24 protein-coding genes and 2 pseudogenes are annotated in these 26,983 nt (G+C 70.8%); 20 read left to right on the forward strand and 6 right to left on the reverse strand.

The window, feature by feature from the left end; translation table 11 throughout:
- Positions 1-36: 36 nt before the first annotated feature.
- Entirely contained in the window at positions 37-915 is an 879-nt protein-coding gene (locus FVE89_RS09760; protein ID WP_160533822.1) for a hypothetical protein, read from the reverse strand.
- Between the two features lie 309 nt (positions 916-1,224).
- On the opposite strand from FVE89_RS09760, the gene FVE89_RS09765 reads away from it, so the two are divergent.
- From FVE89_RS09765 to FVE89_RS09800, 8 genes and pseudogenes are all read left to right on the forward strand, one after another.
- On the forward strand, positions 1,225-2,628 hold the full coding sequence (locus FVE89_RS09765) for an ATP-binding protein (RefSeq protein ID WP_246730572.1): 1,404 nt from the start codon (positions 1,225-1,227) through the stop codon (positions 2,626-2,628).
- The gene (locus FVE89_RS09770) at positions 2,625-3,299 is read left to right on the forward strand and encodes a response regulator transcription factor (protein WP_160533823.1); all 675 of its coding nucleotides are present in this window, start codon (positions 2,625-2,627) and stop codon (positions 3,297-3,299) included. The genes FVE89_RS09765 and FVE89_RS09770 overlap by 4 nt, the downstream gene beginning before the upstream one ends.
- A 1-nt stretch (position 3,300) precedes the next feature.
- Positions 3,301-3,983: pseudogene (locus FVE89_RS09775) on the forward strand (TenA family protein).
- A gap of 145 nt (positions 3,984-4,128) precedes the next feature.
- Positions 4,129-4,779, forward strand: a complete 651-nt coding sequence (locus FVE89_RS09780) for a DJ-1/PfpI family protein (RefSeq protein WP_160533891.1) — start codon at positions 4,129-4,131, stop codon at positions 4,777-4,779.
- Positions 4,780-4,899: 120 nt separating this feature from the next.
- Positions 4,900-5,361, forward strand: a complete 462-nt coding sequence (locus tag FVE89_RS09785) for a TerB family tellurite resistance protein (protein WP_160533824.1) — start codon at positions 4,900-4,902, stop codon at positions 5,359-5,361.
- A gap of 15 nt (positions 5,362-5,376) precedes the next feature.
- Positions 5,377-5,781 carry a CidA/LrgA family protein gene (locus FVE89_RS09790; protein WP_160533825.1) on the forward strand — a complete coding sequence of 135 codons (405 nt, stop codon included), beginning with the start codon at positions 5,377-5,379 and terminating at the stop codon, positions 5,779-5,781.
- 3 nt (positions 5,782-5,784) lie between these two features.
- A complete protein-coding gene (locus tag FVE89_RS09795; protein ID WP_160533826.1) occupies positions 5,785-6,501 on the forward strand; it encodes an LrgB family protein in 717 nt (238 codons plus the stop codon).
- A 419-nt stretch (positions 6,502-6,920) separates the two neighbouring features.
- Positions 6,921-7,328: a MucR family transcriptional regulator gene (locus tag FVE89_RS09800; RefSeq protein WP_160533827.1), complete on the forward strand. Its 408-nt coding sequence runs from the start codon at positions 6,921-6,923 to the stop codon at positions 7,326-7,328.
- A 14-nt stretch (positions 7,329-7,342) separates the two neighbouring features.
- On the opposite strand, the gene FVE89_RS09805 is transcribed toward FVE89_RS09800, so the two are convergent.
- Complete coding sequence (locus tag FVE89_RS09805) at positions 7,343-9,997, reverse strand: glucosidase (protein WP_160533828.1); 2,655 nt, start codon at positions 9,995-9,997, stop codon at positions 7,343-7,345.
- Positions 9,998-10,083: 86 nt separating this feature from the next.
- Positions 10,084-10,746 (reverse strand): HAD-IA family hydrolase, encoded by a 663-nt coding sequence (locus tag FVE89_RS09810; protein ID WP_160533829.1) that lies wholly within the window; start codon positions 10,744-10,746, stop codon positions 10,084-10,086.
- 260 nt (positions 10,747-11,006) lie between these two features.
- Between FVE89_RS09810 and argC the strand changes: the two genes are divergently transcribed.
- The 5 genes from argC to FVE89_RS09835 all read left to right on the forward strand — a co-directional run bounded on the left by argC (position 11,007) and on the right by FVE89_RS09835 (position 16,508).
- Positions 11,007-11,984, forward strand: a complete 978-nt coding sequence (gene argC, locus FVE89_RS09815; protein ID WP_160533892.1) for an N-acetyl-gamma-glutamyl-phosphate reductase — start codon at positions 11,007-11,009, stop codon at positions 11,982-11,984.
- Between the two features lie 205 nt (positions 11,985-12,189).
- The gene (trpA, locus tag FVE89_RS09820; RefSeq protein ID WP_160533830.1) at positions 12,190-13,029 is read left to right on the forward strand and encodes a tryptophan synthase subunit alpha; all 840 of its coding nucleotides are present in this window, start codon (positions 12,190-12,192) and stop codon (positions 13,027-13,029) included.
- Between the two features lie 81 nt (positions 13,030-13,110).
- Positions 13,111-14,007: an acetyl-CoA carboxylase, carboxyltransferase subunit beta gene (accD, locus tag FVE89_RS09825; RefSeq protein ID WP_160533831.1), complete on the forward strand. Its 897-nt coding sequence runs from the start codon at positions 13,111-13,113 to the stop codon at positions 14,005-14,007.
- 8 nt (positions 14,008-14,015) lie between these two features.
- Positions 14,016-15,341, forward strand: a complete 1,326-nt coding sequence (locus FVE89_RS09830; protein WP_160533832.1) for a folylpolyglutamate synthase/dihydrofolate synthase family protein — start codon at positions 14,016-14,018, stop codon at positions 15,339-15,341.
- Positions 15,342-15,608: 267 nt separating this feature from the next.
- Positions 15,609-16,508: a porin family protein gene (locus FVE89_RS09835; protein ID WP_160533833.1), complete on the forward strand. Its 900-nt coding sequence runs from the start codon at positions 15,609-15,611 to the stop codon at positions 16,506-16,508.
- Between the two features lie 110 nt (positions 16,509-16,618).
- Here the strand turns inward: FVE89_RS09835 and trxA are convergent, their stop codons facing one another.
- Together trxA and addA are read right to left on the reverse strand one after the other, a co-directional pair.
- Entirely contained in the window at positions 16,619-16,942 is a 324-nt protein-coding gene (trxA, locus tag FVE89_RS09840; RefSeq protein WP_010682902.1) for a thioredoxin, read from the reverse strand.
- A 390-nt stretch (positions 16,943-17,332) separates the two neighbouring features.
- On the reverse strand, positions 17,333-20,824 hold the full coding sequence (addA, locus tag FVE89_RS09845) for a double-strand break repair helicase AddA (RefSeq protein ID WP_160533834.1): 3,492 nt from the start codon (positions 20,822-20,824) through the stop codon (positions 17,333-17,335).
- A gap of 115 nt (positions 20,825-20,939) precedes the next feature.
- Here addA and minC (FVE89_RS09850) point away from each other — a divergent pair, with 115 nt between their 5' ends.
- The 7 genes and pseudogenes from minC (FVE89_RS09850) (at position 20,940) to FVE89_RS09875 (ending at position 25,548) form a co-directional block, all read left to right on the forward strand.
- Positions 20,940-21,689 carry a septum site-determining protein MinC gene (gene minC / locus FVE89_RS09850; RefSeq protein ID WP_160533835.1) on the forward strand — a complete coding sequence of 250 codons (750 nt, stop codon included), beginning with the start codon at positions 20,940-20,942 and terminating at the stop codon, positions 21,687-21,689.
- A gap of 127 nt (positions 21,690-21,816) precedes the next feature.
- Positions 21,817-22,082: pseudogene (locus tag FVE89_RS31040) on the forward strand (CopG family transcriptional regulator).
- Between the two features lie 39 nt (positions 22,083-22,121).
- The gene (locus FVE89_RS31045; RefSeq protein ID WP_342389648.1) at positions 22,122-22,361 is read left to right on the forward strand and encodes a type II toxin-antitoxin system RelE/ParE family toxin; all 240 of its coding nucleotides are present in this window, start codon (positions 22,122-22,124) and stop codon (positions 22,359-22,361) included.
- 237 nt (positions 22,362-22,598) lie between these two features.
- Positions 22,599-23,324 carry a septum site-determining protein MinC gene (gene minC / locus FVE89_RS09860; protein ID WP_160533836.1) on the forward strand — a complete coding sequence of 242 codons (726 nt, stop codon included), beginning with the start codon at positions 22,599-22,601 and terminating at the stop codon, positions 23,322-23,324.
- 29 nt (positions 23,325-23,353) lie between these two features.
- Positions 23,354-24,169: a septum site-determining protein MinD gene (minD, locus tag FVE89_RS09865; RefSeq protein WP_160533837.1), complete on the forward strand. Its 816-nt coding sequence runs from the start codon at positions 23,354-23,356 to the stop codon at positions 24,167-24,169.
- Positions 24,166-24,507: a cell division topological specificity factor MinE gene (minE, locus tag FVE89_RS09870; RefSeq protein WP_160533838.1), complete on the forward strand. Its 342-nt coding sequence runs from the start codon at positions 24,166-24,168 to the stop codon at positions 24,505-24,507. Before minD ends, minE begins: the two co-directional genes overlap by 4 nt.
- 156 nt (positions 24,508-24,663) lie before the next feature.
- On the forward strand, positions 24,664-25,548 hold the full coding sequence (locus FVE89_RS09875) for an alpha/beta hydrolase (RefSeq protein WP_160533839.1): 885 nt from the start codon (positions 24,664-24,666) through the stop codon (positions 25,546-25,548).
- Here the strand turns inward: FVE89_RS09875 and FVE89_RS09880 are convergent.
- Positions 25,529-26,974: a cytochrome P450 gene (locus FVE89_RS09880; protein WP_160533840.1), complete on the reverse strand. Its 1,446-nt coding sequence runs from the start codon at positions 26,972-26,974 to the stop codon at positions 25,529-25,531. The genes FVE89_RS09875 and FVE89_RS09880 overlap by 20 nt on opposite strands.
- Between the last annotated feature and the right edge of the window lie 9 nt (positions 26,975-26,983).

Consider the following 26,983-nt stretch of genomic DNA (forward strand, 5'->3'; position numbering starts at 1 on the left):
GGCGGCCCATCGGCTCAAATCGGTGACGCCAACCGATCAGAACACGCTCTTCACCGCATCGCCGAGGGCGTCGACGCTCTCCTTCAGCTTGCGGCCGGCGGGTGCCAGGGACGGCAGCTTGATCCCGAGCACCTCCGTCTCCTCCGGTTCTGCGGTCTCGGCCTGCGCGACGGTGGCGGAGGCGGTGCGCTTGGCCTTCTCGGCCGTCTTCATCGGCGCCGTCTTCATCGGCGCCGGCTTGGCGGCGACGGTCTGGGCGGCCGGCTTCGCGGTCCTCTCCGGCGGTGCCGACGGCGCCGCGGCGGCGACGGGCTTGGCGGCCGGTTCGGCCGGCGCGTGGGTGAGCACGTGAGCCCGCACGGTCTCGGACGGGCGCGGCGCCTGAAGCGCGGCCGTGCGGCTCGGCGGAAGCGGGACGACCTGACGGGCCGCCGCGAGCGGTGCCACCGGGGTCGGCGTCGGGATGCGCCGCGTCGGCGGCACGGGGGCATCCGCGGCCTTGGCGGGCGGCGCTGCCGCGGCCTTGGCGGGCGCCACGGCCAGGACCTTGCCCGGCGCGGCCGCTGGGGTGAACGCCTCGGGCAGCGATGCCATGCGCGGGGCCGGCGCCACCGGTTCGGCAGGCTTCACCTCCGGGGCCGCGGCCGCGACGGTTCCGGCCACGGCCGGAAGCCCGTCCTTCAGGTCGGGCCAATCCTCGGCCCGGCCCGGGGCGGCGGTGATCTTCATCGGGGGCGGCGCGGCGAGCCCGGCCATCAGCGTCGAGGCGGCGACCCCGAAGCCGCCGAGCCCGCCGATCCCGGCCAGCCCGAACAGAACGATGCGCAGGTTGAGCGCACGGCGCGGGGGCGCTGCCGGAATCCGGGTCTCCCGGGTCTCCCGGGTCTCAGAGGGGTCCAGAGCGAGATCGATCATGGTCCGGGGTCTCTGACACGATGTGCGCTGCGCGCGACCGGGCCCCCATGACCGATCGCCTTCCTCCATCCAGCCGGAGGCGGTTCGACTCTGTCGCCAGTAGAGGAGCCGCAATACGGCGCAATGATGTCGGTCTAAGTCTGGGCGCGGGCCAGTCGAGCCAGCTCTATCCACAGGATATGCTGCGACGGCTTAACGATCCGTCATCGATCGGCGCCTCGGAAGCCCGGTATCGACAGGGGCCGCATGGACTTCGCCTGCCTGCCCGCTATGGCTCTCGGCGTGGACGCGCGACCGACTCATCTTCCGATGCCCGATACGCCCGCGAACCGGCCCGGGCGCTGGCCCTGGGCCATGTGGTCGACCCGCGCGCGGCTCGTCGCCGTGGTGCTGCTCATCGACGCGCTGGCGGCTTTGATCTCCTGCGGCGTGATCGTGCTCAACGCCCGCAACGCGGTGCGGATCGAGACCCGGGCCTCGCTGGCGACCGTGGAGTCGCTGGTCGCCGACACGATCCGCCTTTCCGAGACGACCCCGCCCGAGAGCCTGCTCCAGACCCTCGACCTGCGCTTCAAGGTGCTGCGGCACGTCCGGGTCGCCGTCCTCGACGATTCCGGCACGCGCATCGGCAGCCCGGCCGAGGCCCATCGCGCCCCGCGCGAGGCGCCGCGCTGGTTCGCCGACCTGATCATGCCGCCGATCGAGCGCCACACCCTCCCGATCACCGTGAACGGGCAGCGTCTCGGCACCGCGCAGATCACCACCCAGCCCCTCGACGAGATCGACGAGATCTGGGGCTACGCCCGGGCGCTCTCGCTGACCACCGCGGCGATCAACGTCGCCATGCTGATCGCGCTCTACGTCGCCCTCGGCCGTATCCTGGCGCCCCTGCGGCGGCTCGGCGCCGGCCTGACGCAGCTGGAGCACCACGATTACACCGCCCGCTTGGAGGCCCCCGGCGCCCGGGAACTCGCGGTCATCGCCGAGCGCTTCAACAAGGTGGCGGCGGCCCTCGGCGAGGTCCGCGCCGCCAACGGGCGCCTCAACCGGCAATTGCTCACCGCGCAGGACGACGAGCGCCGCCGCACCGCCCTCGAACTCCACGACGAGTTCGGTCCCTGCCTGTTCGCGCTGGAGGCGAACGCCGCCTCGATCGCCCGGATCGCCTCGGGTCCGACCGAGCCGAGCCGCGAGAAGCTCGCCGCGCGGGCCGCCGAGATCAGCGCCATCGTGGGGCAGGTCCAGACCGTCAACAGGGAGTTGCTGAACCGTCTGCGGCCGCACGGTCTCGGGCAGGCGCCGCTCGCCACCTGCCTCGATCTCCTCCTGCGCGGCTTCGCCCGGCGCCACCCCGGCCTCGAGTTCGTCGGCCGGTTCGACGGGTTGGCGCGCGGCTACGGCGACCTCGTGGACCTCACCGTGTTCCGCTGCGTGCAGGAGAGCGCCACCAACGCCGTGCGACACGGCGCCGCCACCCGGGTCGAGGCGGAGGCCGCCGAGAGTGACGGCCATCTGACGGTCACCATCCGCGACAATGGGACCGGCATCCCGAACGAGCACGGCACCGGGCTCGGTCTGTCGGGGATGCGCGAGCGCGTCGAGGCCCTGGGCGGCACCTTCGCCCTTGACAATGCCGGCCCCGGCGCAATCGTCCGGATCGTGATCCCCGTTCCGCCGGACCGGGTCGACGAGAACGCTTCACCGAGCGCATGAACGCCATCGCCTCCCAGATCGACATCGCCGCCACCCGCCTTCCGGTCCTCGTGATCGACGATCACCCGATCGTCCTGCAGGGCTGCCGCCGTGTGCTGGAGGATGCCGGCGTCGAGACCATCGCGGAGGCGACCACGGTGGTCGGCGGCTACCGGATCTTCCACCGGCTCCGCCCGCCGGTGGTGATCTGCGACCTGACCTTCCAGGGCAGCGGCATGGCGGGCCTCGGCCTGATCCGCCGGATCCGCGCGGTCGCGCCGGAGACGCGGATCCTCGTGTTCAGCATGCACAACGACCCGGTGATCGTGGCCCGCGCGCTCGAAGCCGGGGCGCTCGGCTACGTCCTGAAGGATCACGCCTCGGCCGAATTGTTCGAGGCCTTCGGCAAGGTGCGGATCGGCGAGGTCTATCTCGACCGGCGGCTCGCCACCGAGGTCGCGATGCTGCGGGCCGACGCCCGGCGCACCCCGGAATCGCAGCTCACCCCGCGCGAGCAGCAGATCCTGGCGCGGCTCGCGCAGGGGCGGTCCTACGGCGCCATCGCGAGCGACCTGTCGGTGAGCTACAAGACCGTCACCAATGCCTGCTCGCAGATGCGCCAGAAGCTCGGCGTCCGGACGCTGGCCGAGCTGATCCACGTCGCCGTCACGCACGCCCAGCGGCAGGGCTGACATGGCCGACCCTACCCACAAGGGCACGTTCTCGGAAGCAGCCTGGGCGCGCAACGTCGGCGCTTACGAAAAAATCCGGTCGATGCCGTTCAACGCCGAACTCGCCGCCGGCACGCTGCCGCAGGAAAGGTTCCGCCACTACATCGTGCAGGATGCGCATTACCTCGTCGGCTTCGGCCGGGCGCTCAGCCTCGCCGCCGCGAAGGCGCCGGATCCGGACGGGATCGTGCAGTTCGCCGCGGCCGCGCAGGAGGCCATCGTGGTGGAGCGCGCCCTGCACGGCGGCTTCTTCCGCGATTACGGCACGAGCCCGCGACCTTCGCCGCCACGCCGCTGACGCCGGCCTGCGACCATTACGTGAACTATCTGCTCGCCACCGCCTATGCCGAACCGTTCCCGGTGGTCTGCGCTGCCCTGCTGCCCTGCTTCTGGATCTACAAGGCGGTCGGCGACGACATCTTCGCCCGGGCCCAACCCGACAATCCGTACCGGGCCTGGATCGACACCTATGCGGGTGCGGATTTCGCCGAAGCGGTGGCCGCCATGATCGCCGCCGCCGACCGGGCGGCCCAGGATGTCGGCGCGGGCGAGCGGGCGCGCATGCACCGCGCCTTCACGCAGGCGACCCGTCTCGAATGGATGTTCTGGGACAGCGCCTACCGCGACGCGGCCTGGCCGCTGTGACGCGCCGGTCGTGACAGGGCCGGCGGGTCCGCGCCGCCGGGATCTCATCGCCGCCGCGGTCGCGGCAGCGGCCGCCTGGCCGGCCCTTGCACGGGCGGACGAGGCTCCGGGCCTGATCCCGGAGGAAAAACCGGTCCGGATCGCGATGGTGCTCTATCCGGGGCTGACCGCCCTCGACCTCGTCGGACCGCAGGATCTGCTCGCGGGTTTGGCCCCCGGCAGCCTGTACCTCGTCGCCGAGGCGGCGGGTCCGGTGGTGAGCGATACCGGCCTGTCGCTGCTGGCCACGCACAGCTTCGAAACCTGCCCGCAGGACCTCGACGTCCTGTTCGTGCCGGGGGGCGACGGGACGCCGGCGCAGATGCGCAACGCGCGGCTGCTGACCGTCCTGCGGGATCGTGCGGAGCGGGCCGCCTGGGTGACGAGCGTCTGCACCGGATCGCTGATCCTGGGCGCGGCCGGCCTGCTGCGGGGCTACCGCGCCACCTCCCACTGGTGCGTGCGCGACACGGTGCTGCCGCTCCTCGGCGCCGAGCCGGTGGCGCAGCGCGTGGTCGTCGATCGCAACCGCATGACCGGCGCGGGGATCTCGGCCGGTCTCGATCTCGGGCTGGCGCTGGCCGCGCGCCTCCGCGGATCCGCCTACGCCCGGACCGCGCAGCTCGTGGCCGAATACGCCCCGGAGCCGCCGTTCCGGGCCGGCACCCCGGCCGAGGCCGGGCCGGACGTCGTCAGGGCGGCGGACGCGATCCTGGCCGAGCTGGTCGCCGGCTCGAACGCGGCGGCGCGGCGCTGAGATCGGGGCGATGCAGCGCGGCCACGCCCCGCCTCCATCGGCGGTGCCGTGCTTGACGGCGAGAGGCGCCGGCCCGAACTGTGCGTTGCACGATCGATTGGCATCCGCCTCGGAGCCCTTATGTCCCTCATCGCACGCCTGCGCGCCTACGCGGCCGAAGCCCTCGGCGTCGGCACGCACGAGGCCGTGGACGACACGCATCTCGCGGCCACCGCGCTCCTCGTCCACGTGGCGCGGGTCGACGGGATCCTGGCGGCCTCCGAGAGCGAGCGCCTGTCCCGCCTCGTGCAGGGCCATTACGCGGACGGTCCGGAGGCGGCGCGGGCGCTGATCGCACGCGCCGCCGCGATGGATTCCGAGACCCGCGACGTGGCGAGCCTCGTCGAGATGATCCCCCACGAGGCCAACACGACCGAGCGCCGGGAGCTTCTCGCGATGGCGTGGTCGGTCGCGGCGGCGGATGGCCGGGTCGACGAGTTCGAGGAGGCCCTGGTGGAGCGGCTCGGCCGGCTCCTCGGCTTCGACGACGGCGCCATCGCGTCCGCGCGTCGGACCGGGCAGCAGCAGGCCGGGCTGGCGTAAGGGGCGGCCGGGGCGATGATCGCGAGCCTGGCGCTCATCCTGCTGGCGCAACTCGTGGGCGAGGCGATCGCCCGCGGGGCCCATGTGCCGATCCCCGGACCGGTGATCGGCATGGGGTTGATGTTCGGCTTCCTGCTCCTGCGCGACAGCGCCCGGTTCGGCCTGCCCCGCTTTCTCCCGAAGCCGCTGACCGACGGCACCCTCGAGAATACGGCGCGGGGGCTCCTGATGAACCTGTCGCTGATGTTCGTCCCGGCGGGCGTCGGCGTCGTCGGCCGGCTCGACCTGCTGCGGTCGCAGGGCGTCAAGCTCGCGATCGTGCTGGTGGTGTCGACGGCGCTCTCGCTGCTGGTCACCGTGCTGGTATTCCGCGCGGTCGCGCTCCTGGTCGAGGGGCGCGGGACGGATGGGGAGTCCTGACGCGTGAGCGGCGACTTCTCCCTCTGGGTCTACCTCGCCAAGACGCCGCTGCTGTGGCTGACGGTGACGCTGACCGCCTACGTCCTGGCCGACCGGATCGCCGCCGCGACCGGCCGGCACCCGATCGCCAATCCGGTGCTGATCACGGTGACGCTGGTCGGCGGCGTGCTGGCGCTCACCGGCACGCCCTATCCGGTGTATTTCGAGGGCGCGCAGTTCGTGCACTTCCTGCTCGGGCCGGCCACCGTCGTGCTGGCCATGCCGCTCTACGAGCGGCGGGCCACCGTGAAGCGGGCGCTGGTTCCGATGCTGACGGCTTTGGCTGCCGGCGCGGCGACGACGCTGGTCGTCGTGATCGCCCTGGCCCGGATGCTCGACATTCCGCAGCCGATCCTGGTCTCGCTCGCCCCGAAATCGGTGACGTCCGGCGTCGCCATGGGCATCGCGGCGGCGCTCGGCGGCGATCCGACGCTCACCGCGATCCTGGTGATCCTCACCGGCATCATCGGGGCGATTCTGGTGACGCCGATGATGAACGCGCTCAAGATTCAGGACATGCGCGCCCGCGGCTTCGCGGCCGGGCTGGCCGCCCACGGCATCGGCACGGCGCGGGCCTTCCAGGTGAGCGAGGTCGCCGGCACCTTCGCGGGCATCGCCATGGGGCTCAACGCCTTCCTGACGGCGATCCTGGCGCCGCTGGCGCTGCATCTGCTGTTCTAAGCAGGCTTCGCAGCAGGGGCCGCCGGTTTTGCGACGAAAACCTGCGGGCCAGCCCGGGACCTCATTGGACGGCGCGTCGGCCTGCCAACGGGAGTCTGCTGAGGCGCGGGCACGTCATCGGCTTCGTTGCGTTCGGGCCGAGCCACGCCTCCGATCCGGACATCGTCGTCGAAATGGCTCGACCCGCCGCGTTCTGCCGTCCTCAACAGTATCGCATCGCACGTGGCCAACGTTCGCGCCGAGGGGCGCGCATGCCGAATCGGCGTTGACTGCAATTACATATTTTAGGTAGAGTGAATCAACAAACAATTCGCGTCTTAGTTGTGTCTGCAGTTCGACAAAACAGGTCTGACGAACGGCCGGCACCGCAAACACGCCCATAAACAACCCGTCAAATTCTGACGGGAGAGGAGGCGGCCATGCGGACCACCCCGCCGAGTGTCGAAATCGCCGCCCGGATCATGAGGGCCTATGTCGCGCGCAACAGAGTCCCTTCCGACAGCTTGCCCGAACTGCTCGCGACGGTCCACCGCGCCGTTCTGGCCCTTTACCGCCCGTCGCAGCCGTCGGTCAGGCGTGCGACCGAGGCGCAGATCCGGGCCTCGATCCGGCCCGATGCGCTGATCAGTTTCGAGGACGGCAAACGCTACAAGACCCCGCGGCGCCACCTGACCCTCCGGGGTCTCACGCCCGAAGCCTACCGGGCCAAATGGGGCCTGCCGGTCGATTATCCCATGGTCTCGGCCATCTACAGCGCCCGCCGCTCGGACATCTCGCGCCAGATCGGGGTCGATCAGCGGCTTCGGATGAAGACGGCGGCGGAGTAGCCGGACGCTGCGGCTCAGCCCGACGCCGTCCCGGCTGCGATCTCCTGGATCAGCAGGGCCACGAGCCCGGACCAGCCGGTCTGATGGGAGGCGCCGACGCCCCGGCCGGTATCGCCGTCGTAATACTCGTAGAACAGGATGAGGCTGCGGAAATGCGGGTCGTCCTGCTCGATCCGGCTTTCTCCGTAGACCGGCCTCCGGCCCTCCGCGTCGCGGGCCGACAGGGCGATCAGGCGGCGTGAGAGATCCTGGGCGATCTCGCGCAGCGAGGCGGTCCGTCCCGACCCGGTCGGCGCCTCGACGCGGAAATCCGGGCCGTAATAATCGTGGAACCGGTTCAGGGCGGTGATGAGCAGGTAGTTGACCGGCATCCAGACCGGCCCACGCCAGTTCGAATTGCCGCCGAACAGGCGCGAGCGCGATTCCGCGGGCTCGTAGGCGAGGCCGAGATCCCGTCCGTTCCAGGCGAAGCAGAAGGGGGTTTGCGCGTAGACGCGCGAGACAGCCCGAAGGCCGTGATCGGAGAGGAATTCCGCGGGGTCCAGGGCGCGGTGCAGCAGCGCCTTCAGCCGGTGCCCGCGCAGCAGCGACAGCAGTGCGGTCTGGCCCTGGCCGGGCTCGCTCCAGCGCGATACCAGGGCGGCGAGGTCCGGGCGGTTTTGCAGGAAGAACTGCATCCGGTTGCGCAGCGACGGCAGCCTCTCCAGATCGCATGCGTTGATCGTCGCCACCGCGAAGATCGGGATCAGGCCGACCAGCGTGCGCACCCGGATCGGCAGGCGCGCGCCCGCGCGGGTCTCGATCACGTCGTAGAAGAAGCCGTCTTCCTCGTCCCAGACGCCCTCGCCGGTGGCCGCCGCGATCAGGAGGAAATGCTCGAAGAACTTTTCCGCCATGTCCTCGTAGGTCGGATCGCGGAGCGCCAGCTCGATGGCGATCCGCATCAGGGCGAGCGCGTAGGCGGCCATCCAGGCGGTGGCGTCCGACTGGGTGAGGGTGGCTCCGTCGCCGATGGGCTTCGACCGGTCGAAGATCCCGATATTGTCGAGCCCGAGGAAGCCGCCCTGGAACAGGTTGCGGTCGTCGGCATCCTTGCGGTTGACCCACCACGTGAAGTTCAGGGTCAGCTTGTTGAAGATCCGCTTGAGGAAAACGTGGTCCGGCGTACCGGTGAGCGCCCGGTCGAGCTCGAACACCCGCCAGGCGGCGAGCGCGTGGATCGGCGGGTTGGCATCCCCGAAGCCCCATTCGTAGGCCGGCAACGCCGCGTTCGGATGGGCGTAGGCCTCGTCCACGAGGAGCAGGAGCTGGTTCTTGGCGAAGTCGGGGTCGATCAGCGCGAAGACGATCGCCTGGAGGGCGAGGTCCCAGGAGGCGAACCAGGGATATTCCCAGGCATCCGGCATCGAGATGATGTCGTTGGCGCGCAGATGCGCCCAGTCGCCGTTGCGCCCGTGCCGGCGCTCGGGCGACGGGGCGGGCTGGGCCGGATCGCCGGCCAGCCACTCGCGCACGTCGTAATGGTAGAGCTGCTTGGACCAGAGCATGCCGGCGAGCGCCTGCCGCTGGACGCGGCGCATCTCGGGATCGGCGATCGGCGCCTGGAGCGCGGCGTAGAAGGCGTCCGCCTCCGCCGCGCGGCTGGCGAAGACCGCGTCGAAATCCGCGAAGGGCTCGCCCGGCGCGGTCTCGGCGCGCAGGCGCAGGCGGAGGGTCCGGCTCTCGCCGGGGCCGAGATGGAGCGCGTAGCGGGCCGCGCATTTGGTGCCGGACAGGTGGTTGGCGGCCGACCGATCGCCGCCGATCACGCAGCGATCGATCCCGTCCTTGTAGAAGCCCGCGGCGGGCCCTGAGCCGAACAGGCGATGCGTGTTGGTCACGTTCTCGGTGAACAGCAACGCGTCCGCATCCTCGGCGAAGAAGCGCATCGGCGGCATGTCGGGATGGCGCGCCCAGACCGATCGGTCCGACCCGGCCGTCAGCTCCGGCTTCGGCGCCCCCTGCTTCCACGACCACGTGTTGCGCGCCCAGAGCTGCGGCAGCAGCGTGAGGTCGGCGGCCTCCGGCCCGCGGTTGGTGGCGGTGACCCGCATCAGGATGTCGTCGGGCGCCGCCTTGGCGTATGCGATTGCGACGTCGAAATAGCGGCCTTCGTCGAAGATGCCGGTGTCGAGCAGCTCGAATTCCGGATCATCGAGGCCGCGGCGCCCGTTCTCCGTGACGAGGCGTTCGTAAGGGAATTCGGCCTGCGGATACTTGTAGAGCATCCGCATGAAGGCGTGGGTCGGGGTGCCGTCGAGGTAGTAGTAGAGTTCCTTGACGTCCTCGCCGTGGTTGCCCTCCTGATTGGTCAGGCCGAACAGGCGCTCCTTCAGGATCGGATCGCACCCGTTCCACAGGGCGAGCGACAGGCACCAGTTCAGGTGCCGATCGCCGAAGCCGCCGATCCCGTCCTCGCCCCAGCGATAGGCCCGGGAGCGGGCATGGTCGTGGGGCAGGTAGTCCCAGGCGTCGCCGCCGGGGCTGTAATCCTCCCGCACCGTGCCCCATTGCCGATCGCTGAGATACGGACCCCAGTGGCGCCAGGCCGGGTCGGTGCGCGCCGCGACGAGGCGGCGGCCCTCCTCGGTTTCGAACAGGCTTGGCCTCACGCCGTCGGGCTCGGTCATCGGCAGGCTGCTCCGGATCCGGCTTTCGGCCGCTGAATAGGGCGGCGCGGCCGGAAACAGAAGTCAACGGCTCGGCCGTGACCGCTTCACATGTCCGTGGTCAGGCGGATACCGTGCGCATCCGAGACCGCGCGGAGATCGTGGTAATCCGGGATCGCGGGATGTCCGGCCGAGGCCGGCTCGTGATGGGTCGCGGTCACCACGACCACCGACGCGCCCGCCGCCTCGGCGGCGCGGATTCCGGCCGGCGCATCCTCGAACACGCAGCACTCTTCCGCGACGACGCCCAGCCGGCGCGCGCCCAGCAGGAAGCAATCCGGTGCGGGCTTGCCCTGCTTCACGTCCTCGGCGGCCACCATCAGGTTGGGCACGGGCATATCGGCCGCCGCGAGGCGGCGGAGCGCCAGGGCCCGCGGGGCCGAGGTCACGATCGCCCAGCGATCCGGCGGCAGCGTCGCCAGGAAGGCCCGCGCGCCCGGGATCTCGGTGATGTCGCCGACATCCTCCATCTCGGCCCGGGTGATCGCCGCGGCTTCGGCCTCTGGGTCGATTCCCGGCAGGTTCAGGCGGCGGATCGTCTCCACCGAGCGCACGCCGTGGATCGTCGGCAGGAACGTGGCCACGTCGAGCCCATGCGCCGCGGCCCAGCGCGACCAGATCCGCTCGGCGGAGGCGATCGAGCTGATGAGGGTGCCGTCCATGTCGAACAGCAGCGCGGCGAACGGGCGCGACGGGAGAGACGTGGTCATAGCGCACCGCTACCGGGGTGCTGTCGCCGCAGCAACCAGGGTGCGCGCAGAGGAGCCGAGCGTTGCGCATCAAGGTCGAAGTGCGGCGCGAGCCCTGACAGATCCAATCCCGGATCGGTTTCGCGCCACGCCATCTGTTCGGGGAGGCGACCGAAATGTAAGACGCGATCTGCCTTGTCTCGGTGCAGGCGGCCATCATGGAATGCACCCGGGATCGTTCCTCTGGTCCTGATCGCTCGCAGCTTCAGCAGGTCACCGTCATGAGCATTCGCGTCGGCATCGTCGGAATCAGCGGTTTCGGCGGCGGCGAGGCGATGCGCCTGATCGCGAGCCACCCGTCTTTCGAGCTGGTCTATGCCGCGGGTGAGGGCAGTGCCGGCAGCCGGTTGAGGGACCGCTTTCCTGGCGTGCCGGCCAAGCTGGCCGAGCTGACGATCGAAAAATGGGATCCCGAGACACTGCCGAAGCTCGATGTTCTGTTCGCGTCGCTGCCGACGGGCGCTTCCGCGGAGGCGCTGGCGCGTGTGCCCGCGGACGTGAAGATCGTCGATATCGGCGGTGATCACCGCTACGTCGAAGGTTGGGCGTACGGCTTGGCCGACATCTGGCCAGACCAGATCGTGGGCCGGACCCGCGTGGCCAACCCGGGCTGCTTCCCCGCGGCGACCCTGAGCGCCCTCGCGCCGCTGCTCGCCAACAAGCTGATCGAGCCCGGCAACATCGTGATCGATGCCAAGACCGGCATCTCCGGTGCCGGCCGGGGCGGCGCCGACAGCAGGTTCGGCTACGCCGAGAGCAACGAGAACCTGCTGCCCTATGGCCTGCTCAAGCACGTCCACATGCCCGAGATCGCCGAGACGATCGAGCGGTTGAGTGGCGGCAGCGCGGCAGGCCTGGTCTTCACGCCGCACTTGGTTCCGATGACCCGCGGCGTGCTCACGACCATCTATTGCCGCGGCCGCGCAACCACCGGCCAATGTCTCGATGCGGCCCGGCACTTCTACGCGCAGCGACCCTTCGTCCGGGTGACCGACAAGCCGCCGCACACCAAGTGGGCGACCGGCTCGAACCTCGCGTTCGTCAGCTATGCGGCCGATCCGGACCGCGACCTTGTGATCGCGATGGGCGTGGTCGACAATCTCGGCAAGGGTGCGGCTGGCCAGGCCGTGCAGAACGCGAACCTGATCTGCGGCCTGCCGGAAACCGCGGGGCTCGACGGCGCGCCGGCCTGGCCGTGAGATCCCCGCCGGGTCCGGATCGTCCGTCACGCGCAGAGACCGCCCTGAAGGACGCGTGCCCGGTCGGTTGAGCGAAGCGCCTCGCCATGGCGCCGGTCTGAACGCCGTTGCCTTGGCGCGCCCGCTTCACGGGCCGCCGGCTTTGGTGTAGCGCGGGGGCAACCTCGGGCCCCGGATGGCCCCAACCGCGAACCCTGCCCGACCCATGCCGAGCCGCATCGACGCCACCTTCGCCCGCGCCCGCGCGGAGAACCGGGCCGTCCTCGTCACCTACGTGATGGCGGGCGATCCCGATCCCGAGACCTCCCTGGAGGTGCTGAAGGCCCTGCCGGGCGCCGGTGCCGACATTCTGGAATTCGGTCTGCCCTTCACCGACCCCATGGCGGACGGCCCGGCCATCCAGGCGGCCGGCCTGCGGGCGCTCAAGGCCGGGCAGACGGTGGCCGGCACCCTGGATCTCGTGCGCCGCTTCCGCGCCGGGAACGCCACCACGCCGATCGTGCTGATGGGCTACTACAACCCGATCCACACCTATGGGGTCGACCGGTTCCTGGAGGACGCGGTGGCGGCCGGGATCGATGGGCTGATCGTGGTCGATCTGCCGCCGGAGGAGGATTCCGAGCTGTGCCTGCCGGCGCTGGCCAAGGGGCTGGCCTTCATCCGGCTCGCGACGCCGACCACCGACGCGCGGCGCCTGCCGGCGGTGCTCGCGAACACGGCGGGCTTCGTCTACTACGTGTCGATCACCGGCATCACCGGCACCGCGACGCCGGATTTCGGCAGGGTCTCGGAGGCGGTCTCCCGCATCCGCCAGCACACCGACCTGCCGGTCGTGGTCGGCTTCGGCGTGAAGACAGGGGCTCATGCGGCGGCGATCGCGAAGGGCGCCGATGGCGTCGTGGTCGGCTCGGCTCTGGTGGACGCGCTGGTGCGCTCGCTCGACGCCGAGGGCCGGCCGCAGGCCGGGACCGTTCCGGCGGTGGCGGGGCTGGTGCGCGAACTGGCCGAGGGCGTGCGCGCCGCGGCCGTGGGGCGGGCCGCCTGACCGGAATCCCGGGGCGACCCTGGCGGTGACGCGCCCGCCACCTGATATTGGCGCGGGCACGAAGCGGACGGACGCGAGTCGATGGTCGAACCGATGAACTGGATCTCGGAGGTGGTGCGCCCCCGGATCAAGACCCTGTTCAAGCGCGAGACGCCCGAGAACCTCTGGGTGAAGTGCCCGGATACGGGCCAGATGGTGTTCCACAAGGAGGTGGAGGCCAATCACTGGGTCATTCCCGGCTCGGAGCATCACCTGAAGATGGGCGCCCAGGCGCGCCTGAAGATGATGTTCGACGAGGGCACGTGGCTCGACGTGGCGCTGCCCGAGGCGCCGACCGATCCGCTCAAGTTCCGCGACGAGAAGCGCTACGTCGACCGGCTCAAGGAGGCCCGCGCCAAGACCGGGCTGCAGGACGCGTTCAAGATCGGCTTCGGCCGGGTCGGCGGCCTGCCGATGGTGCTGGCCGCGCAGGAATTCGGCTTCATGGCCGGCTCGCTCGGCATGGCGGCGGGCGAGGCCTTCGTGCGCGGCGCCGAGACGGCGCTGGAGAAGCGCACGCCCTACGTGCTGTTCGCGGCCTCGGGCGGCGCGCGCATGCAGGAGGGCATCCTGTCCCTGATGCAGATGCCGCGCACCACCGTGGCGGTGCGCCGGCTCAATGCGGCGCGGCTCCCCTACATCGTGGTGCTGACCAATCCGACCACCGGCGGCGTCACCGCCTCCTACGCCATGCTGGGCGACGTGCACCTCGCCGAGCCGGGGGCGCTGATCTGCTTCGCCGGGCCGCGGGTGATCGAGCAGACCATCCGCGAGAAGCTGCCCGACGGGTTCCAGCGGGCGGAATACCTGCGCGAGCACGGCATGGTCGATCAGGTCGTCCACCGCCACCAGCTCAAGGAGACCATCACCCGCCTCTGCGGCCTCCTGACCAACGTCGCTGATCCGGCGGCGTCGGCGACGGCCGCCGAGGTGGCGTAAAGCCCGCGATGGCCTCGTCCGACGCCCTCATGGCGCGATTCCTCGCGCTGCATCCGCGGACCATCGACCTGTCGCTCGGCCGGATCGAGCGGCTGCTCGCGCAGCTGAACCATCCGGAGCGGCGCCTGCCGCCGGTGATCCACGTCGCCGGGACCAACGGCAAGGGCTCGACCATCGCGTTCATGCGGGCGATCCTCGAGGCCGGCGGGCTGGCCGCGCATGTCTACACCTCGCCCCACCTCGTGCGCTTCCATGAGCGGATCCGGATCGGCGGGATCGGCGGCGGCCAGTTCGTGGACGAGGACCGGCTGGCGGACGCCTTCGCCCGCTGCGAGAGCGCCAATGCCGGCGCACCGATCACCATGTTCGAGATCACCACGGCGGCGGCCCTGCTGCTGTTCTCGGAGAGCCCGGCCGACGTCCTGCTCCTGGAGGTCGGCCTCGGTGGCCGGCTCGACGCGACCAACGTGATCGCGCAGCCCGCCTGTGCGGTGGTCACGCCGATCGGCCGCGACCATGCCGAGTATCTCGGCGACACGGTGGAATCGGTGGCGACCGAGAAGGCCGGGATCTTCAAGCGCGGCTGCCCGGCGGTGATCGCGGCCCAGGACTATGCCGAGGCCGACGCCGTTTTGTGCCGGCGCGCCGAGGAGGTCGGGGCGGGACCCATCCTCGTGGGCAATCAGGATTTCTCCGTGCACGAGGAGCGCGGCCGGCTCGTCTACCAGGACGAGACCGACCTGTTCGACCTGCCGCGCCCCCGGCTCGCCGGGCGCCATCAGCTGGTCAATGCCGGCACGGCGATCACGGCCCTGCGGGCGGCGGGGTTCGGCGACATCGGCACGACCGCCCTGGAGAAGGGGCTCACCGAGGTCGAGTGGCCGGGCCGGCTCCAGCGCCTCGGCCGCGGGCGGCTGGCCGCGCAGCTCGATCCCGGCACCGAGCTGTGGCTCGACGGCGGCCACAACATCGACGGCGGCCGGATCCTCGCCGCCGCCATGGCGGATCTCGGCGAGAAGAGCGACGTGCCGCTCGTGCTGATCGTCGGGCTGCTCGGGACCAAGGACGCGGACGGCTTCCTGCGCAACTTCGTCGGGCTGGCGCGCGCCCTCGTCGCAGTGCCGATCAGCGGCACGCTGGCGGCGCGTCCGGCCGAGGAAGTCGCCCGAATCGGCGAGGGCGTCGGCCTCTCGACCTATGCGGCACCGAGCATCGAGGCCGCTCTCGCAATGGTGAAGGACATCGCCTTCGAGCGCCCGCCGCGCATCCTGATCTGCGGTTCGCTCTACTTGGCTGGCTTAGTACTCGCCGCCAACGACACTCCGCCGGTCTGACGCCGCCGGGGCGCTCTCTCCCGAATCGGGTGCGATTCGAGGGTCTGCAAGTAATGGGTTTGCACCCTGCGGATGTCGCTATTGGATTGAGACAACCGTAAATTCATTGCGCGTTGCCACCCTGGGGTCGTCTATTCGCCGTAATCGAGCTGACCGAAGTCATCGTCCGCTCACGCTTTCCCCCGGCTGTGGCCGCCAAGCTACATCCGCGGCAGGCCCGCTCGCCTAATTTCACTATCGATCGGGCTTTTGCTGGGGATCACAACAATGAAGCGTCTTATCACGTCTCTCGCGGCGTTCACGGCACTGACCGCTGCTGCCTCCGCCGCCGACCTGCCGCGCCGGGCTGCGCCGCCGCCGGTGTTCACGCCGGTGCCGGTCTTCACCTGGACGGGTGCCTATTTCGGTATCAACGCCGGCTACGCGTTCGATGCCAGCAGCCGCTCCAACAACAGCGGTTTCGTCCAGACCCCCGGCAGCCCGGCCGTTCTGACCGGCGCCGGCCTCGTGCCGTATCAGGCCCTCGCCCCGAACGGCTCCGTGCTGCTCTACAACCGCAACAACCGCGAAGGTTTCTCGGGCGGCGGCCAGATCGGCTACAACTACCAGTTCACCCCGGGCTCGGGCATCGTGGTCGGCTTCGAGGCTGACGCGCAGTACCTCGATTTCGGTGGCCGTCCGCGCTTCGCCACGAACGCCGCCGCCGTGAACGCGGGCTTCATCCCGGTCAACGGCACGCTCAACACCATCGACTTCTTCGGCACCGTGCGCGGCCGCCTCGGCTACGCCTTCGACCGGACCCTCGTGTACGCCACCGGCGGCTTCGCCTACGCCACCGGCACCGACGACGGCACCCGGAACATCGCGTTCCAGAACTTTGCCGGCCGCCGCGACGACTTCAAGACCGGCTACACGGTCGGCGGCGGTGCCGAGTTCGCGCTGCCCACCGACTCGTTCCTGAACTTCTTCCGCTCCTCGGCGGTGACGTTCAAGGTCGAAGGCCTGTATGTCAGCCTCGACCGCAACCGCACCGGCCTGCCGCTGGTCGGCGCCGCCGCCGTCAACGGCGCGTACCTGCCGGTCTATGCCGTCTCCGGCAGCAACCGGAACACGAACGACTTCGCCGTCGTCCGCGCCGGCCTGAACTACAAGTTCGGCTCGTACTGAGACCGGACGCAGGACCCCGGGCACAAGCCCGGGGCCGCATAACAGGGTCTTGAAACCGAAAAAGCCCGGCCTCACGGCCGGGCTTTCCTTTTGGCGTCAGAGCTTTTGGCTCAGGCGGTCTGGGCGCCGATCCAGCGGGACAGGTCGCCCTTCGGCGCGGCGCCGACCTTCTGGTCCACGCGCTCGCCGTTCTTGAACAGCAGCAGCGTCGGGATCGAGCGGATGCCGTACTGGGCGGCGATCTGCGGATTCTCGTCGACGTTGACCTTGGCGATCTTCACCTTGCCCTGCAGATCGGTGGCGATCTCCTCCAGGGCGGGGCCGATCTGGCGGCAGGGGCCGCACCATTCCGCCCAGAAATCCACCACAACGGGCTCGGCGGACTTGAGAACGTCCTGCTCAAAGCTCGCGTCGGTTACCTTCACCGTCGCCATAACGTCACCTTTCGGAAGTCGCCGCCTGAGCAGCGGCGTCGGACGGGCAGGGGCCCGCGCGGTTCGACCAGAATTGGCGACGGGCCGGGGCCTGGTCAAGAAGCCCGGCTGCTCCCGCCGTGTCCGGTATTCGCGCCTCGGCTCGGGAGACGCGCTTTCCTTTCCTTTGAGGGGGGAGTTGGAGGCGAGGGTGCTTCAGGATCGAGCGGAACGATCCCCTCCGCAGGATCTCCAACCCGGTCCCTCCGCGCAAGGAAGAGGGAAAAGGCTGTGTTTTGTCAGACGCTTGGCGTCCTGAAGACGGTGTGGCTCCGCTGATCGGCACGGCCAGGCATGCGACACACCAACCGCATGTGCGCTGGCGCACGCCGAGCCTTTCTCCGCCCGGGCTCAGGCCTCGATCCCGGCCCGCTCCAAGGCTGCTGCGATGTCCTCCGCTTCCAGCACGCGGATCACCGGTCCCGATGTCCAGACCAGCATCGGGCGGATCGTGTGGCCCGGATAGATCTGGTTGAGGAGCCGCGCGTAGAGGGCGATCTGGCCGGCCTCGGCGGGGGGCAGGGGGGTGTCCGGATCCGGCGGCCGTCCGGTCTTGAAATCGGCGATCCGCACCGAGTCGGCGGTGACGCAGAGGCGGTCGATGCGGCCCTGGACCACGCGCTCGCCGGCCGCCGTGCGCACGCGCCCCGACAGGCTCACCTCGGCCCGGGCCTCCGGGGCGAAGAGCGGGGCGAGACCCGGATCGTCGATGATCCGCAGGACCGAACGCACGATCGCGCCGTGGACGGGCCGGGGCAGGCCGGGCGCCCGGGACCGCACGAAGGCGAGGCCGGCCGCTTCACGCCGCTCCTGCGCGACGCGCGGCAGGTGCTGCAGCAGGGCATGGATCAGGATGCCCCGCCGTCGCGCCTGCGCATCCGCGAGGCGGGGCGGCGGCACCCGGGCGCCATCCGCCGCCGCGAGCGCCCCGGACGGGTTGAGCGTCTGGATTTCGGGCTCCGGCGGCACGGGGCTGCGGAGCCAGTCGGGCTCCGGGAGCGGCGGCGCGGCGGCGGGTGGCGCGTCGCGCTCGCGGGGGGCCTCGGCCCCGTCCTGCCAGACTGTGGCCCGGCCGTAGGAGAGTTCGACAATCTGGCCCGTGCCGAGAGCCGCCTCCAGACCGGCCTGGATCATGCGGCACCATGCCGCCTCGGTCTCGCGCTCGTGGCCGCGGAACGGCGCGACGATCAGCCGGTCGGCCGCCCGGGTCATGGCCACGTAGAGCAGGCGGTTGTGTTCCTGCCGCGCCCGGGCGAGCAGGGCGGCGCGGGCGGCCTCGGTGGCGGCACAATCCTGCGTCCGCCCGCCGGACCAGACCGGCGGCAGCGCGGGCCCGGGCACCGGGAGGGGGAGGAGAGGCGGGTCGTTCCGGCCGAGGGGCTCGCAGCCGTCGAGGAGGACCACGACCGGCGCCTCAAGACCCTTGGCCCCGTGCACGGTCATGACGCGCACCTCGTCGCGCCCGGATTCGAGGTCGCGCTTGACCGTGTGTCCGGCCTCGGCACCGACATAGCGCGCCAGGAAGCCGCCGAGCGAGGGGGCGTCCTCGCCGGTTTCCGCTTGGGCTGCGGCCGCCAGGAACACGTCGATGGCATCGCCGGCCTCGCCGCCGAGCCTTGCCACCAGCCTCGCCCGGCCGCCGAGCGGTCCGAGGAGCCGCGCGTAGAAGCCGAACGGGCCGTGCAGGCCGGCCAGCGCGATCCAGTCCGTGAGCGCCGCGAGTCCACGGATCGCCGCGGCGTCACCCGACGCGGCGTGGCGGTGGAGGGCATCCTCCAGCGTCTCCGACAGGTCGCGGCGGGCGGCGATCCGGACCAGATCGTCGTCGGTCAGTCCGACGAGCGGCGTCTTGAGGGCGGTGGCGAGCGTCAGATCGTCGGCGGGCAGGAGGCCGGCCCGGCCGGCGGCGACGAGATCGGCCACCGCGATATGGGCCGAGACCTCCAGCCGGTCCTGACCGGCCACCGGGACCCCGAGGCCCTTCAGGGCGCGGATCACCTCCTCGAAGGCCGGCCCGCGCTTGCGCACGAGGATCAGCACGTCGCCGGGCCGCCAGATCCGGCCGGTGGCATCGCCCCGGGTGATCCAGCTCCGCACCGCCTGCGCCACCCGGCGGGCCGTGACGATCGCCGGGGCGCTGGTCTCGGGGGCATCGACCGGGGCGGTCCAGGCGTCGGGCTCGGCCGCCGGCTCCGGCTCGGCGATCGGCCACAGCTCCACGGCCCCGGGCGCATCGGGCCGGGCGCTGGCATGGACGGTCCGGCGCACCGTGTCCTCGAAGGACAGGCCCTCGTTGTGCGCGTCGAGGGCGAAGACGGCATCGACCGCCCGCAGGACGAGGCTGGTCGAGCGGAACGAGAGGGTGAGCGGCACGTCCTCGAAGGTCAGCCCTGCCGAGCGCGATTCCGCGATCCAGGCCGCGCGCGTCAGGGCGAATTCCCGCGGCTCCGCGCCCTGGAAGCCGTAGATCGACTGCTTGGGATCGCCCACCGCGAAGCGGGTGCGGCTGCCGGTCCGGGCGCCCTCGCCGGCGGCGAATTCCTGCGTGATCGCCCGCAGGATCGCCCATTGCTCCGGGTTGGTGTCCTGCGCCTCGTCGACCAGAACGTGGTCGATGCCCCGGTCGAGCTTGTACAGGACCCAGCCGGCGCCGACCCGGCCGAGCAGGTCGAGCGCCTTGTGGATCAGGTCGTCGAAGTCGAGGGCGCCGAGCCTGGCTTTCTGGGCTTCAACCCGGCGGTGGATCTCGGCGGCGAGCTGGAACAGCGCCTGCGTGCGGGCATGGGCCCGGGCGGCGCGCAGCCGGTCGAACAGCGGGTCCAGCCGGTCGCGCTCGGCGATCAGCGCCTCCTTGGCGGCGGCCGGGACGGCCTTGGTGCCGAGGCTGCTGTCGGCCTTGGGCTCGTCCTTCTGGGTGAAGAAGACCGACCGGTAGAGGGCGAGCGCCTCGGCCCGGTCCGGCAGCCCTTCCGAGCGCGCGCGCTCGGCCTCCGCCTCCGCGAGGGCGTCGGCGAGCTTTTCGTCGTTGGCCTTGCCGGTGCGGAGCGCCGCGACCAGGGCAGCCCTGTCCTCCGGACGGCATCCGGGGCCGCCGTCGAGGATCATGGCCTCGATCCGCTCGGCCGTCTCCTCGGCGGCGAGCCCGAGCGCCCCATGCAGGCGCCCGAACGCGGCTTCCAGGCCGGCCGCATCCCCGATGAAGCTCCGGGCCCGCAGGGCGGAGCGGATCGCGGCCCGCAGGGCATCGCCCGTCGCCTCCGGGGCGACCCGGGCCAGGGCGGCGCTCAGCGGCGTGTCGCCGTTCGAGACCGCATCGGCCAGGACGTTGGCCATCTCGATCTCGAAAATCTCGCGGGCCTTCGTGTCGTCGAGCACCACGAAGCGGGCCGGCACGTTCGCCTCGAAGGGGAACATGTGCAGCAGCCGCTCGCACAGGGCGTGCAGGGTCTCGATCTTGAGGCCGCCCGGCGTCTCGACCGCCCGGGCGAACAGCCGGCGCGCCATGCGCAGGCGCTCCGGCCCGGCGCGCTCGCCGGTCAGCTCCGCGAGCTCGGCCGCCAGTGCGTCGTCGTCGAGGGTCACCCAGCGTCCGAGCAGGCGGAACACGCGGATCGCCATGTTGGCGGCGGCCGCCTTGGTGAAGGTGAGGCAGAGGATCCGCCCGGGCGGCGACCCGTCAAGCAGCAGGCGCACCACCCGGTCGGTGAGCACCTTGGTCTTGCCCGCCCCGGCATTGGCCGAGACCCAGGCGGAGGCCCGCGGATCGGCCGCCCGGCGCTGGTTGGCCCGGGTCAGGTCATCGACGACGAAGGGCTTTGGGGCTTGGAGACTGGCGCTGCTCAACGGTCCCGTCCGGATCGGCTGCCGGCCCTCTCTACAACAGAATTGCGCCGTCAGGCTCGCCTTGGCGTCACAGGAGCCTTGGCGGGATTGCCCCAAGAGCGCCGGCAAAGCATGGATGCAGGCGACGATTGCAGCGACATCGAAGATACCCGTGACCCAGCCGACATCCGAGCCGGCGCGCCCGCCGATCCGCTTCCGCGGCCGCTCCTTCATGGCGACCGTGCTGGCGCCGATCCCGCCCGTGGCCGACTGGCTCGGCGACCTCGACGCCCTGAACCGGCGGGCACCGAATTTCTTCGCCGGGCGCCCGGTGATCCTCGATCTCGCCGGCCTGCGTCTGACGCGGGAGGATCTCGACGGGCTGCTGGCGGATCTCGCCATGCGCCACATCGCCATTCTCGGTATCGAGGGCGCATCGCCGGCCTTGCTGGGACTCGGGATGCCGCCGGCCCTGTCGGGCGGGCGCGCCGCCGGGGAGGTCGCCGCGCCCGGCGAGACGGCGCCGCCCGAACCGGCCGCGAAGGAGATGGCGCGCTCGCTGATCCTCGATACGCCGGTGCGTTCGGGCCAGACCGTGCTGCATCTCGAAGGCGACGTGACGGTGCTCGGCGCCGTCGCCTCGGGGGCCGAGGTAATCGCGGGTGGCTCGATCCACGTCTACGGGGCTCTGCGCGGCCGGGCGATCGCGGGGGCCGCGGGCAACCCCGCCGCGCGGATCTGGTGCCGGAAGTTCGAGCCGGAGCTGGTGGCGATCGACGGCCTCTACCGCGCCGCCGACGATCTCGATCCGGCCTTCCGCGGTCAGGCCGTGGAGGTGCGGCTGCTGGAGGACGCGATCAAGCTGAACCTGTTCGAGCGGGGATAAGCCTCATTTTCCCTGCGGGTTCTCTGATCATCCGATGGGCGCTTCGCCCCACGATGTGGCCGTGTCGACGGCTCGTCTTAGTCCTCTATAGTGCGCGCGTCGGAACCGCTCGACTCGAGTTCGCAGCATGGCCGTATCCACATCCATCGAACTCGATGACGCGCTGAGGGGCGCGTCGAGATCCGTCGCCGTACGCCTGGCGGCATTATGTGCGAAGCCAACGCTGAATATGTCGAGCGCGAGGAAAAGCGGGAGCGCTTACGGCAAGATACCCTGAAGGCCTGGGACGAAGCCCAGGCGACGGGCCTTCATGCGACGGCTGAAGAAGTCGAGCAGTGGTTATCGAGTTGGGGAGACGAGAACGAGCGTCCTGCCCCCGAATGCCACGGATAGTCTTTGCAGCCTCCGCGGTTCGCGACCTGCAGCGCCTCCGTGCGTTCCTTCGTCCGAAGGGATCCGTCGGCAGCCAAGCGAGCGGGCGCGGCAATCATGCAAGGCGTTCAGAAACTCGGCACCCATCCGTGGATGGGACGAGCGATCGAGGATCAGCCCGATGCGTTTCGGGAGTGGCTGATCGGTTTCGGTGATAGCGGCTACGTTGCCCGCTATCGGATCGACGGCGACGTGGTGACGATCCTGGCCGTGCGGCACCAGAAGGAAGCCGGGTCCTGATCGGACGTTAACTCTCCCTGGCGCGAGGCGTCGCCGAAACGGGTTTTCCGAAGAACTTGGGACCGGACGGCTGCCCCGCCTTGGAGGCCATGGGTCACAGGCCGATAGACGCGCGAATCGTCCTCCACCGCACCGATACCAGGATCCCGGCAGAATTTGCCGACCGGATCCAAAACTTAACCCTTCGGTAACCATGCCCCCCGTCAATGGTCCGGTAAGGACTCTTAACGGGCGGACATGAGCGAGACCCTCCCCGAGCCGATCGACCCGGAGACCGCCCCCAAGGTGGCTCCTTCCGCGCCCCGGCCACTCAGCCTGCGCGGACGGGCCTTCAAGGCCCTGGCCCTCTCCCCCGAGCCGCCACTCCCCGAGTGGCTCGCGGGCCTCGACGCGGCGCTCAAGCGCTCGCCCACCCTGCTGAAAGGCCGGGCCGTCATCCTCGACTGCGCCCAGCTCAAGCCCGAGCCGGACGCCCTCGAAACCCTCATGCGTGAGCTCAAGGCCCGCGGCATCGCGGTCCTCGGGATCGAGGGCGCCGACGTCGTCGGCGAGGGTCTGCCGCCGCTCCTCGTGAAGGGGCAGCCCTCCGAAAAGGTCGAGATCCCGAGCCCGGCCGAGCCGGCGCCGCAGGTGGTCACCTCGATCACCGTCGAGGGGTCGGTCCGCTCCGGTCAGAGCGTGATCAACCCGACCGGGGACGTCACCGTGATGGGCTCGGTCTCCTCGGGGGCCGAGATCCTGGCCGGCGGCTCGATCCACGTCTACGGCGCCCTGCGCGGACGCGCGATCGCCGGGGCTGCGCGCAACCCGCGCGCACGAATCTACTGCCGCAAGTTCGAGCCCGAGTTGCTGGGGATCGACCGCCTCGTGCGGACGGCGGAGGACATGGGCACGGCCCTGCGCGGCAAGGCCGCTCAGGTCTGGCTCGATGGCGGCAACATCCGAATGGCAAGTCTCGATTAATTCATCTCTGGATCAAGGGAGTTCGACGCGTGGCAAAGGTTCTCGTCGTCACATCGGGCAAGGGCGGCGTCGGCAAGACGACGACGACCGCGGCCCTCGGAGCGGCCCTGGCCCAGGGTGGTCAGAGCGTGTGCGTCGTCGATTTCGACGTCGGCCTGCGCAATCTCGACCTGATCATGGGCGCCGAGCGCCGGGTGGTCTACGATCTGATCAACGTGGTCAACGGCGATGCGAAGCTGCCGCAGGCGCTGATCAAGGATAAGCGGGTCGACACCCTGCACCTGCTGCCGGCCTCGCAGACCCGCGACAAGGACGCGCTCACCGATGCGGGCGTCGCCCGGGTGATGGAGGAACTCCGCGAAAAATTCGACTGGGTGATCTGCGACTCTCCCGCCGGCATCGAGCGCGGCGCCCAGCTCGCCATGCACCACGCCGACGTCGCGGTGGTCGTGACCAACCCCGAGGTCTCCTCGGTGCGCGACTCCGACCGGATCATCGGCCTCCTCGACTCGAAGACCGCCAAGGCCGAGAAGGGCGAGGAGATGGAGAAGCACCTGATCCTCACCCGCTACGACCCGTCCCGGGCCGACCGCGGCGACATGCTCAAGACCGAGGACGTGCTCGACATCCTGTCGATCCCGCTGCTCGCGATCATCCCGGAGAGCCAGGAGGTGCTGCGCGCCTCGAACCTCGGCTGCCCGGTCACCCTCAACAACCCCCTCTGCGCCCCGGCGCGGGCCTATGCCGACGCGGCGCGCCGGCTGAAGGGCGAGGAGGTGCCGATGAGCCTGCCGGTCGAGCGCAAGTCGTTCCTCGACAAGCTGTTCATGCGGAGGGCGGCATGAGCATCCTCGGAATCTTCCAGAAGCGCAATTCCGGCACGGTCGCCCGCGACCGGCTGCAGCTGATCCTGGCCCATGAGCGCGCCGAGTCGGGCCGTCCCGATCTCGTGCTCCAGCTCCGCGAAGAGATCCTGGCGGTGATCGCCAACCACGTCGCGGTCGAGCCCGACAAGGTGAAGGTCACCCTGGAGCGCGGCGAGGCGGTCTCGACGCTCGGCCTCGACATCGAGCTTCCGCTCGGTGCCGCCGCCAAGCTCGACGCGAAGCTCGCAGCCAAGCTCGCCGAGGTCGCCGCCAACAAGGGCGGCGCCAAGCCGGCCTCGCCCAAGAAGGCCGCTTGAACCGGAGCGAGGTCGCTCCCGCCGGCACGCCATCCGACACGCCGCGCCCGGTCCGCCGGGTGCGGCGTCGTCATGCCGGTCTGCGCCCCGGCCCTCGACCGCCCGAGGCGCCGCCCTACCTCCGCCGGCGCGGGGGAGAGCGTCGACGGAGCGGCCATGCCGAGCGCCACCACCGATGACGGAATCCGCCTCCATTACGAGGAGAGTGGATCCGGCACACCGCTGATCTTCGTGCACGAATTCGCCGGCGATCACCGCAGCTACGAGGCGCAGCTGCGCCATTTCGGTCGCCGCTACCACGCGGTCGCCTTCAACGCCCGGGGCTATCCGCCCTCAGACGTGCCCGATTCCGTCTCGGCCTACACGCAGGCTCGCGCCGCCGACGACATCCTGGCGATCCTCGACCATATCGGCGGATCGCGCGCCCATGTCGCCGGGATCTCGATGGGCGCCTTCGCCACCCTGCATTTCGGCCTGCGCCACCACGAGCGCGCCCTGTCGCTGTGCCTCGGCGGCTGCGGCTACGGCGCCGAGCCCGACCGGCAGGCGACGTTCCGCGCCGAAGCCACGGCGACCGCCGAGCTGCTGCGCCGGGAGGGCATGGCCGCCTTCGCGGAGCGCTACGCCTACGGGCCGACCCGGGTGCAGTTCGCCAATAAGGATCCGCGGGGGCACGCCGCGTTCAAGCAGATGCTCGCCGAGCATTCCGCCCTGGGTTCGGCCAACACGCAGCTCGGCGTCCAGAGGGAGCGCCCCTCGCTCTACGATCTCACGGATGAACTCGGGCGAATCACCGCCCCGACCCTGATCGTCTCCGGCGATGAGGACTGGCCCTGCCTTGCCCCGAGCCTGATGCTGAAGCGCGTCATCCCGTCTGCGGGCCTCGCGATCCTGCCCAACACCGGCCACGCCCTCTCGGTGGAGGAGCCCGACGCCTACAACGCGCTGCTCGACGCGTTCCTGGCCCAGGTCGAGACCGGGCGCTGGCCGATGCGCGATCCGCGCTCGGCCTCGGCGACGATCACGGGGATCGCGGGCTGACCGGATCCCGCGGGATCAGCCGGAAGCGGGCAGGCCGCTCCGGCTGGGTGGTGACCACCGCCTGCGGCAGGACCGGCTCGGCGTCGTCGAGCTCGAGCCGGAACCGGATCAGCACCTGCGCCAGCGCGAGCACCGCCTCGCTCAGCGCGAATTGCGCGCCGATGCAGACCCGCGGTCCGGCCCCGAAGGGCAGATAGGCGAAGCGCGGCGGCGGCGGCGCCCCCGGCAGGAAGCGGCCCGGATCGAAGGTCTCCGGATCGGTCCAGAGCGTCCGGTGGCGGTGGAGCACCCAGGGGCTCACCATCACGATATCGCCCTTCCTCACCGCATGACCCGCTACAATGTCGGGTCCGAGTGCCCGGCGCACCACCACGAAGGCCGCCGGGTAGAGGCGCAGGGTCTCGTCGATCACCGCGCGGGTCAGAGGCAGGCGCCCGTCGCTCTGGCACCCGGTCGGGTCGGTGAGATCGGCGCTCCGCGCCTCCGCGGCGACGCGTTCCTGAATCTCCGGAGCGAGGGCCAGCAGGTAGGAGGCCCAGAACAGCGTGCCGGCCGTGGTCTCGTGGCCGGCGAGGATCATGGTGGCGACCTGATCGCGCAGCTCCGCCGGCGTGAAGGCGGCCCCCGTGTCGGGATTGCGCGCCGCCGCGAGCAGGTCCAGCAGGTCGCCCGAGCGGGCATGACTCCGGCCCGAGGCCTGGCGCGCCGCGATGATCCGGTCGAGGAACGGGATCCAGCGGCGGCGGAAGCGCGCCCGCGACCAGTCGAGCGGCACCGGCCAGCCCGGCGGCGTCACGATATCGAGGAGGTGCGGCCGGCCCATCCGCTCGCCGTATTCGGCGATGAAGCGGCGCAGCTCCGCCCCGTGCTCGTCCATGCCGACCGAGAACATGGCGCGCCCGGCCACCTCCAGGGCGAGCCGGTAATAGGCCGTGAACAGGTCGACCGGCCCCGCTTCGGCCTCCTCGGCGATCGGGGCCAGCCCCTCCGCGATCGCGGCCGCGATGTGCGGCACGAGGCCGTCGATCGCCCGCGGCGTGAAGGCGGGCGCCAGGGTCCGGCGCTGGTGCCGCCAGGCCGAGCCCTCGCTGATCAGGAGCCCGTCGCCCAGGATCGGGCGCAGGATCCGCGTCGTCCCGGTGGTGCGCGCGTAATTGGCCTGATTCTCGACGAGGACCCTGCGGATCGCCTCCGGGTCGTTCAGGACGAAGCTCGACCGGCCGAGCAGGCCCCGGCGGGTCACCGGCTCCTCGAAGGCGCGCCGGGGGAAGCCCGTGAGGCTGTTGTCGCGGATCGAGCGGAGATAGGCCCAGATCGGCAGTTCCCGCTCCGGCGGCGCGCGGTGCGGGGGCACCACGCGCGGCAGCCCGGCGAGGCTCGGGGTGGTGCCGGCCTGTGTCACGGTCGCGTCCAGGAGAACGGGCATGGGCGCCAT

It is taken from the genome of Methylobacterium sp. 2A (genome assembly GCF_009806555.1).
Classification (GTDB): Bacteria; Pseudomonadota; Alphaproteobacteria; order Rhizobiales; family Beijerinckiaceae; genus Methylobacterium.

Excerpts from the sequence above, each read along its gene's own strand:
- FVE89_RS09760 (WP_160533822.1), bottom strand. The coding sequence starts at position 915 with ATGATCGATCTCGCTCTGGACCCCTCTGAGACCCGGGAGACCCGGGAG.
- FVE89_RS09765 (WP_246730572.1), top strand. The coding sequence starts at position 1,225 with ATGCCCGATACGCCCGCGAACCGGCCCGGGCGCTGGCCCTGGGCCATG.
- FVE89_RS09770 (WP_160533823.1), top strand. The coding sequence starts at position 2,625 with ATGAACGCCATCGCCTCCCAGATCGACATCGCCGCCACCCGCCTTCCG.
- FVE89_RS09780 (WP_160533891.1), top strand. The coding sequence starts at position 4,129 with ATGGTGCTCTATCCGGGGCTGACCGCCCTCGACCTCGTCGGACCGCAG.
- FVE89_RS09785 (WP_160533824.1), top strand. The coding sequence starts at position 4,900 with ATGTCCCTCATCGCACGCCTGCGCGCCTACGCGGCCGAAGCCCTCGGC.
- FVE89_RS09790 (WP_160533825.1), top strand. The coding sequence starts at position 5,377 with ATGATCGCGAGCCTGGCGCTCATCCTGCTGGCGCAACTCGTGGGCGAG.
- FVE89_RS09800 (WP_160533827.1), top strand. The coding sequence starts at position 6,921 with ATGCGGACCACCCCGCCGAGTGTCGAAATCGCCGCCCGGATCATGAGG.
- FVE89_RS09805 (WP_160533828.1), bottom strand. The coding sequence starts at position 9,997 with ATGACCGAGCCCGACGGCGTGAGGCCAAGCCTGTTCGAAACCGAGGAG.
- FVE89_RS09810 (WP_160533829.1), bottom strand. The coding sequence starts at position 10,746 with ATGACCACGTCTCTCCCGTCGCGCCCGTTCGCCGCGCTGCTGTTCGAC.
- argC (WP_160533892.1), top strand. The coding sequence starts at position 11,007 with ATGAGCATTCGCGTCGGCATCGTCGGAATCAGCGGTTTCGGCGGCGGC.
- trpA (WP_160533830.1), top strand. The coding sequence starts at position 12,190 with ATGCCGAGCCGCATCGACGCCACCTTCGCCCGCGCCCGCGCGGAGAAC.
- accD (WP_160533831.1), top strand. The coding sequence starts at position 13,111 with ATGGTCGAACCGATGAACTGGATCTCGGAGGTGGTGCGCCCCCGGATC.
- FVE89_RS09830 (WP_160533832.1), top strand. The coding sequence starts at position 14,016 with ATGGCCTCGTCCGACGCCCTCATGGCGCGATTCCTCGCGCTGCATCCG.
- FVE89_RS09835 (WP_160533833.1), top strand. The coding sequence starts at position 15,609 with ATGAAGCGTCTTATCACGTCTCTCGCGGCGTTCACGGCACTGACCGCT.
- trxA (WP_010682902.1), bottom strand. The coding sequence starts at position 16,942 with ATGGCGACGGTGAAGGTAACCGACGCGAGCTTTGAGCAGGACGTTCTC.
- minC (WP_160533835.1), top strand. The coding sequence starts at position 20,940 with ATGCAGGCGACGATTGCAGCGACATCGAAGATACCCGTGACCCAGCCG.
- minC (WP_160533836.1), top strand. The coding sequence starts at position 22,599 with ATGAGCGAGACCCTCCCCGAGCCGATCGACCCGGAGACCGCCCCCAAG.
- minE (WP_160533838.1), top strand. The coding sequence starts at position 24,166 with ATGAGCATCCTCGGAATCTTCCAGAAGCGCAATTCCGGCACGGTCGCC.
- FVE89_RS09875 (WP_160533839.1), top strand. The coding sequence starts at position 24,664 with ATGCCGAGCGCCACCACCGATGACGGAATCCGCCTCCATTACGAGGAG.
- FVE89_RS09880 (WP_160533840.1), bottom strand. The coding sequence starts at position 26,974 with ATGCCCGTTCTCCTGGACGCGACCGTGACACAGGCCGGCACCACCCCG.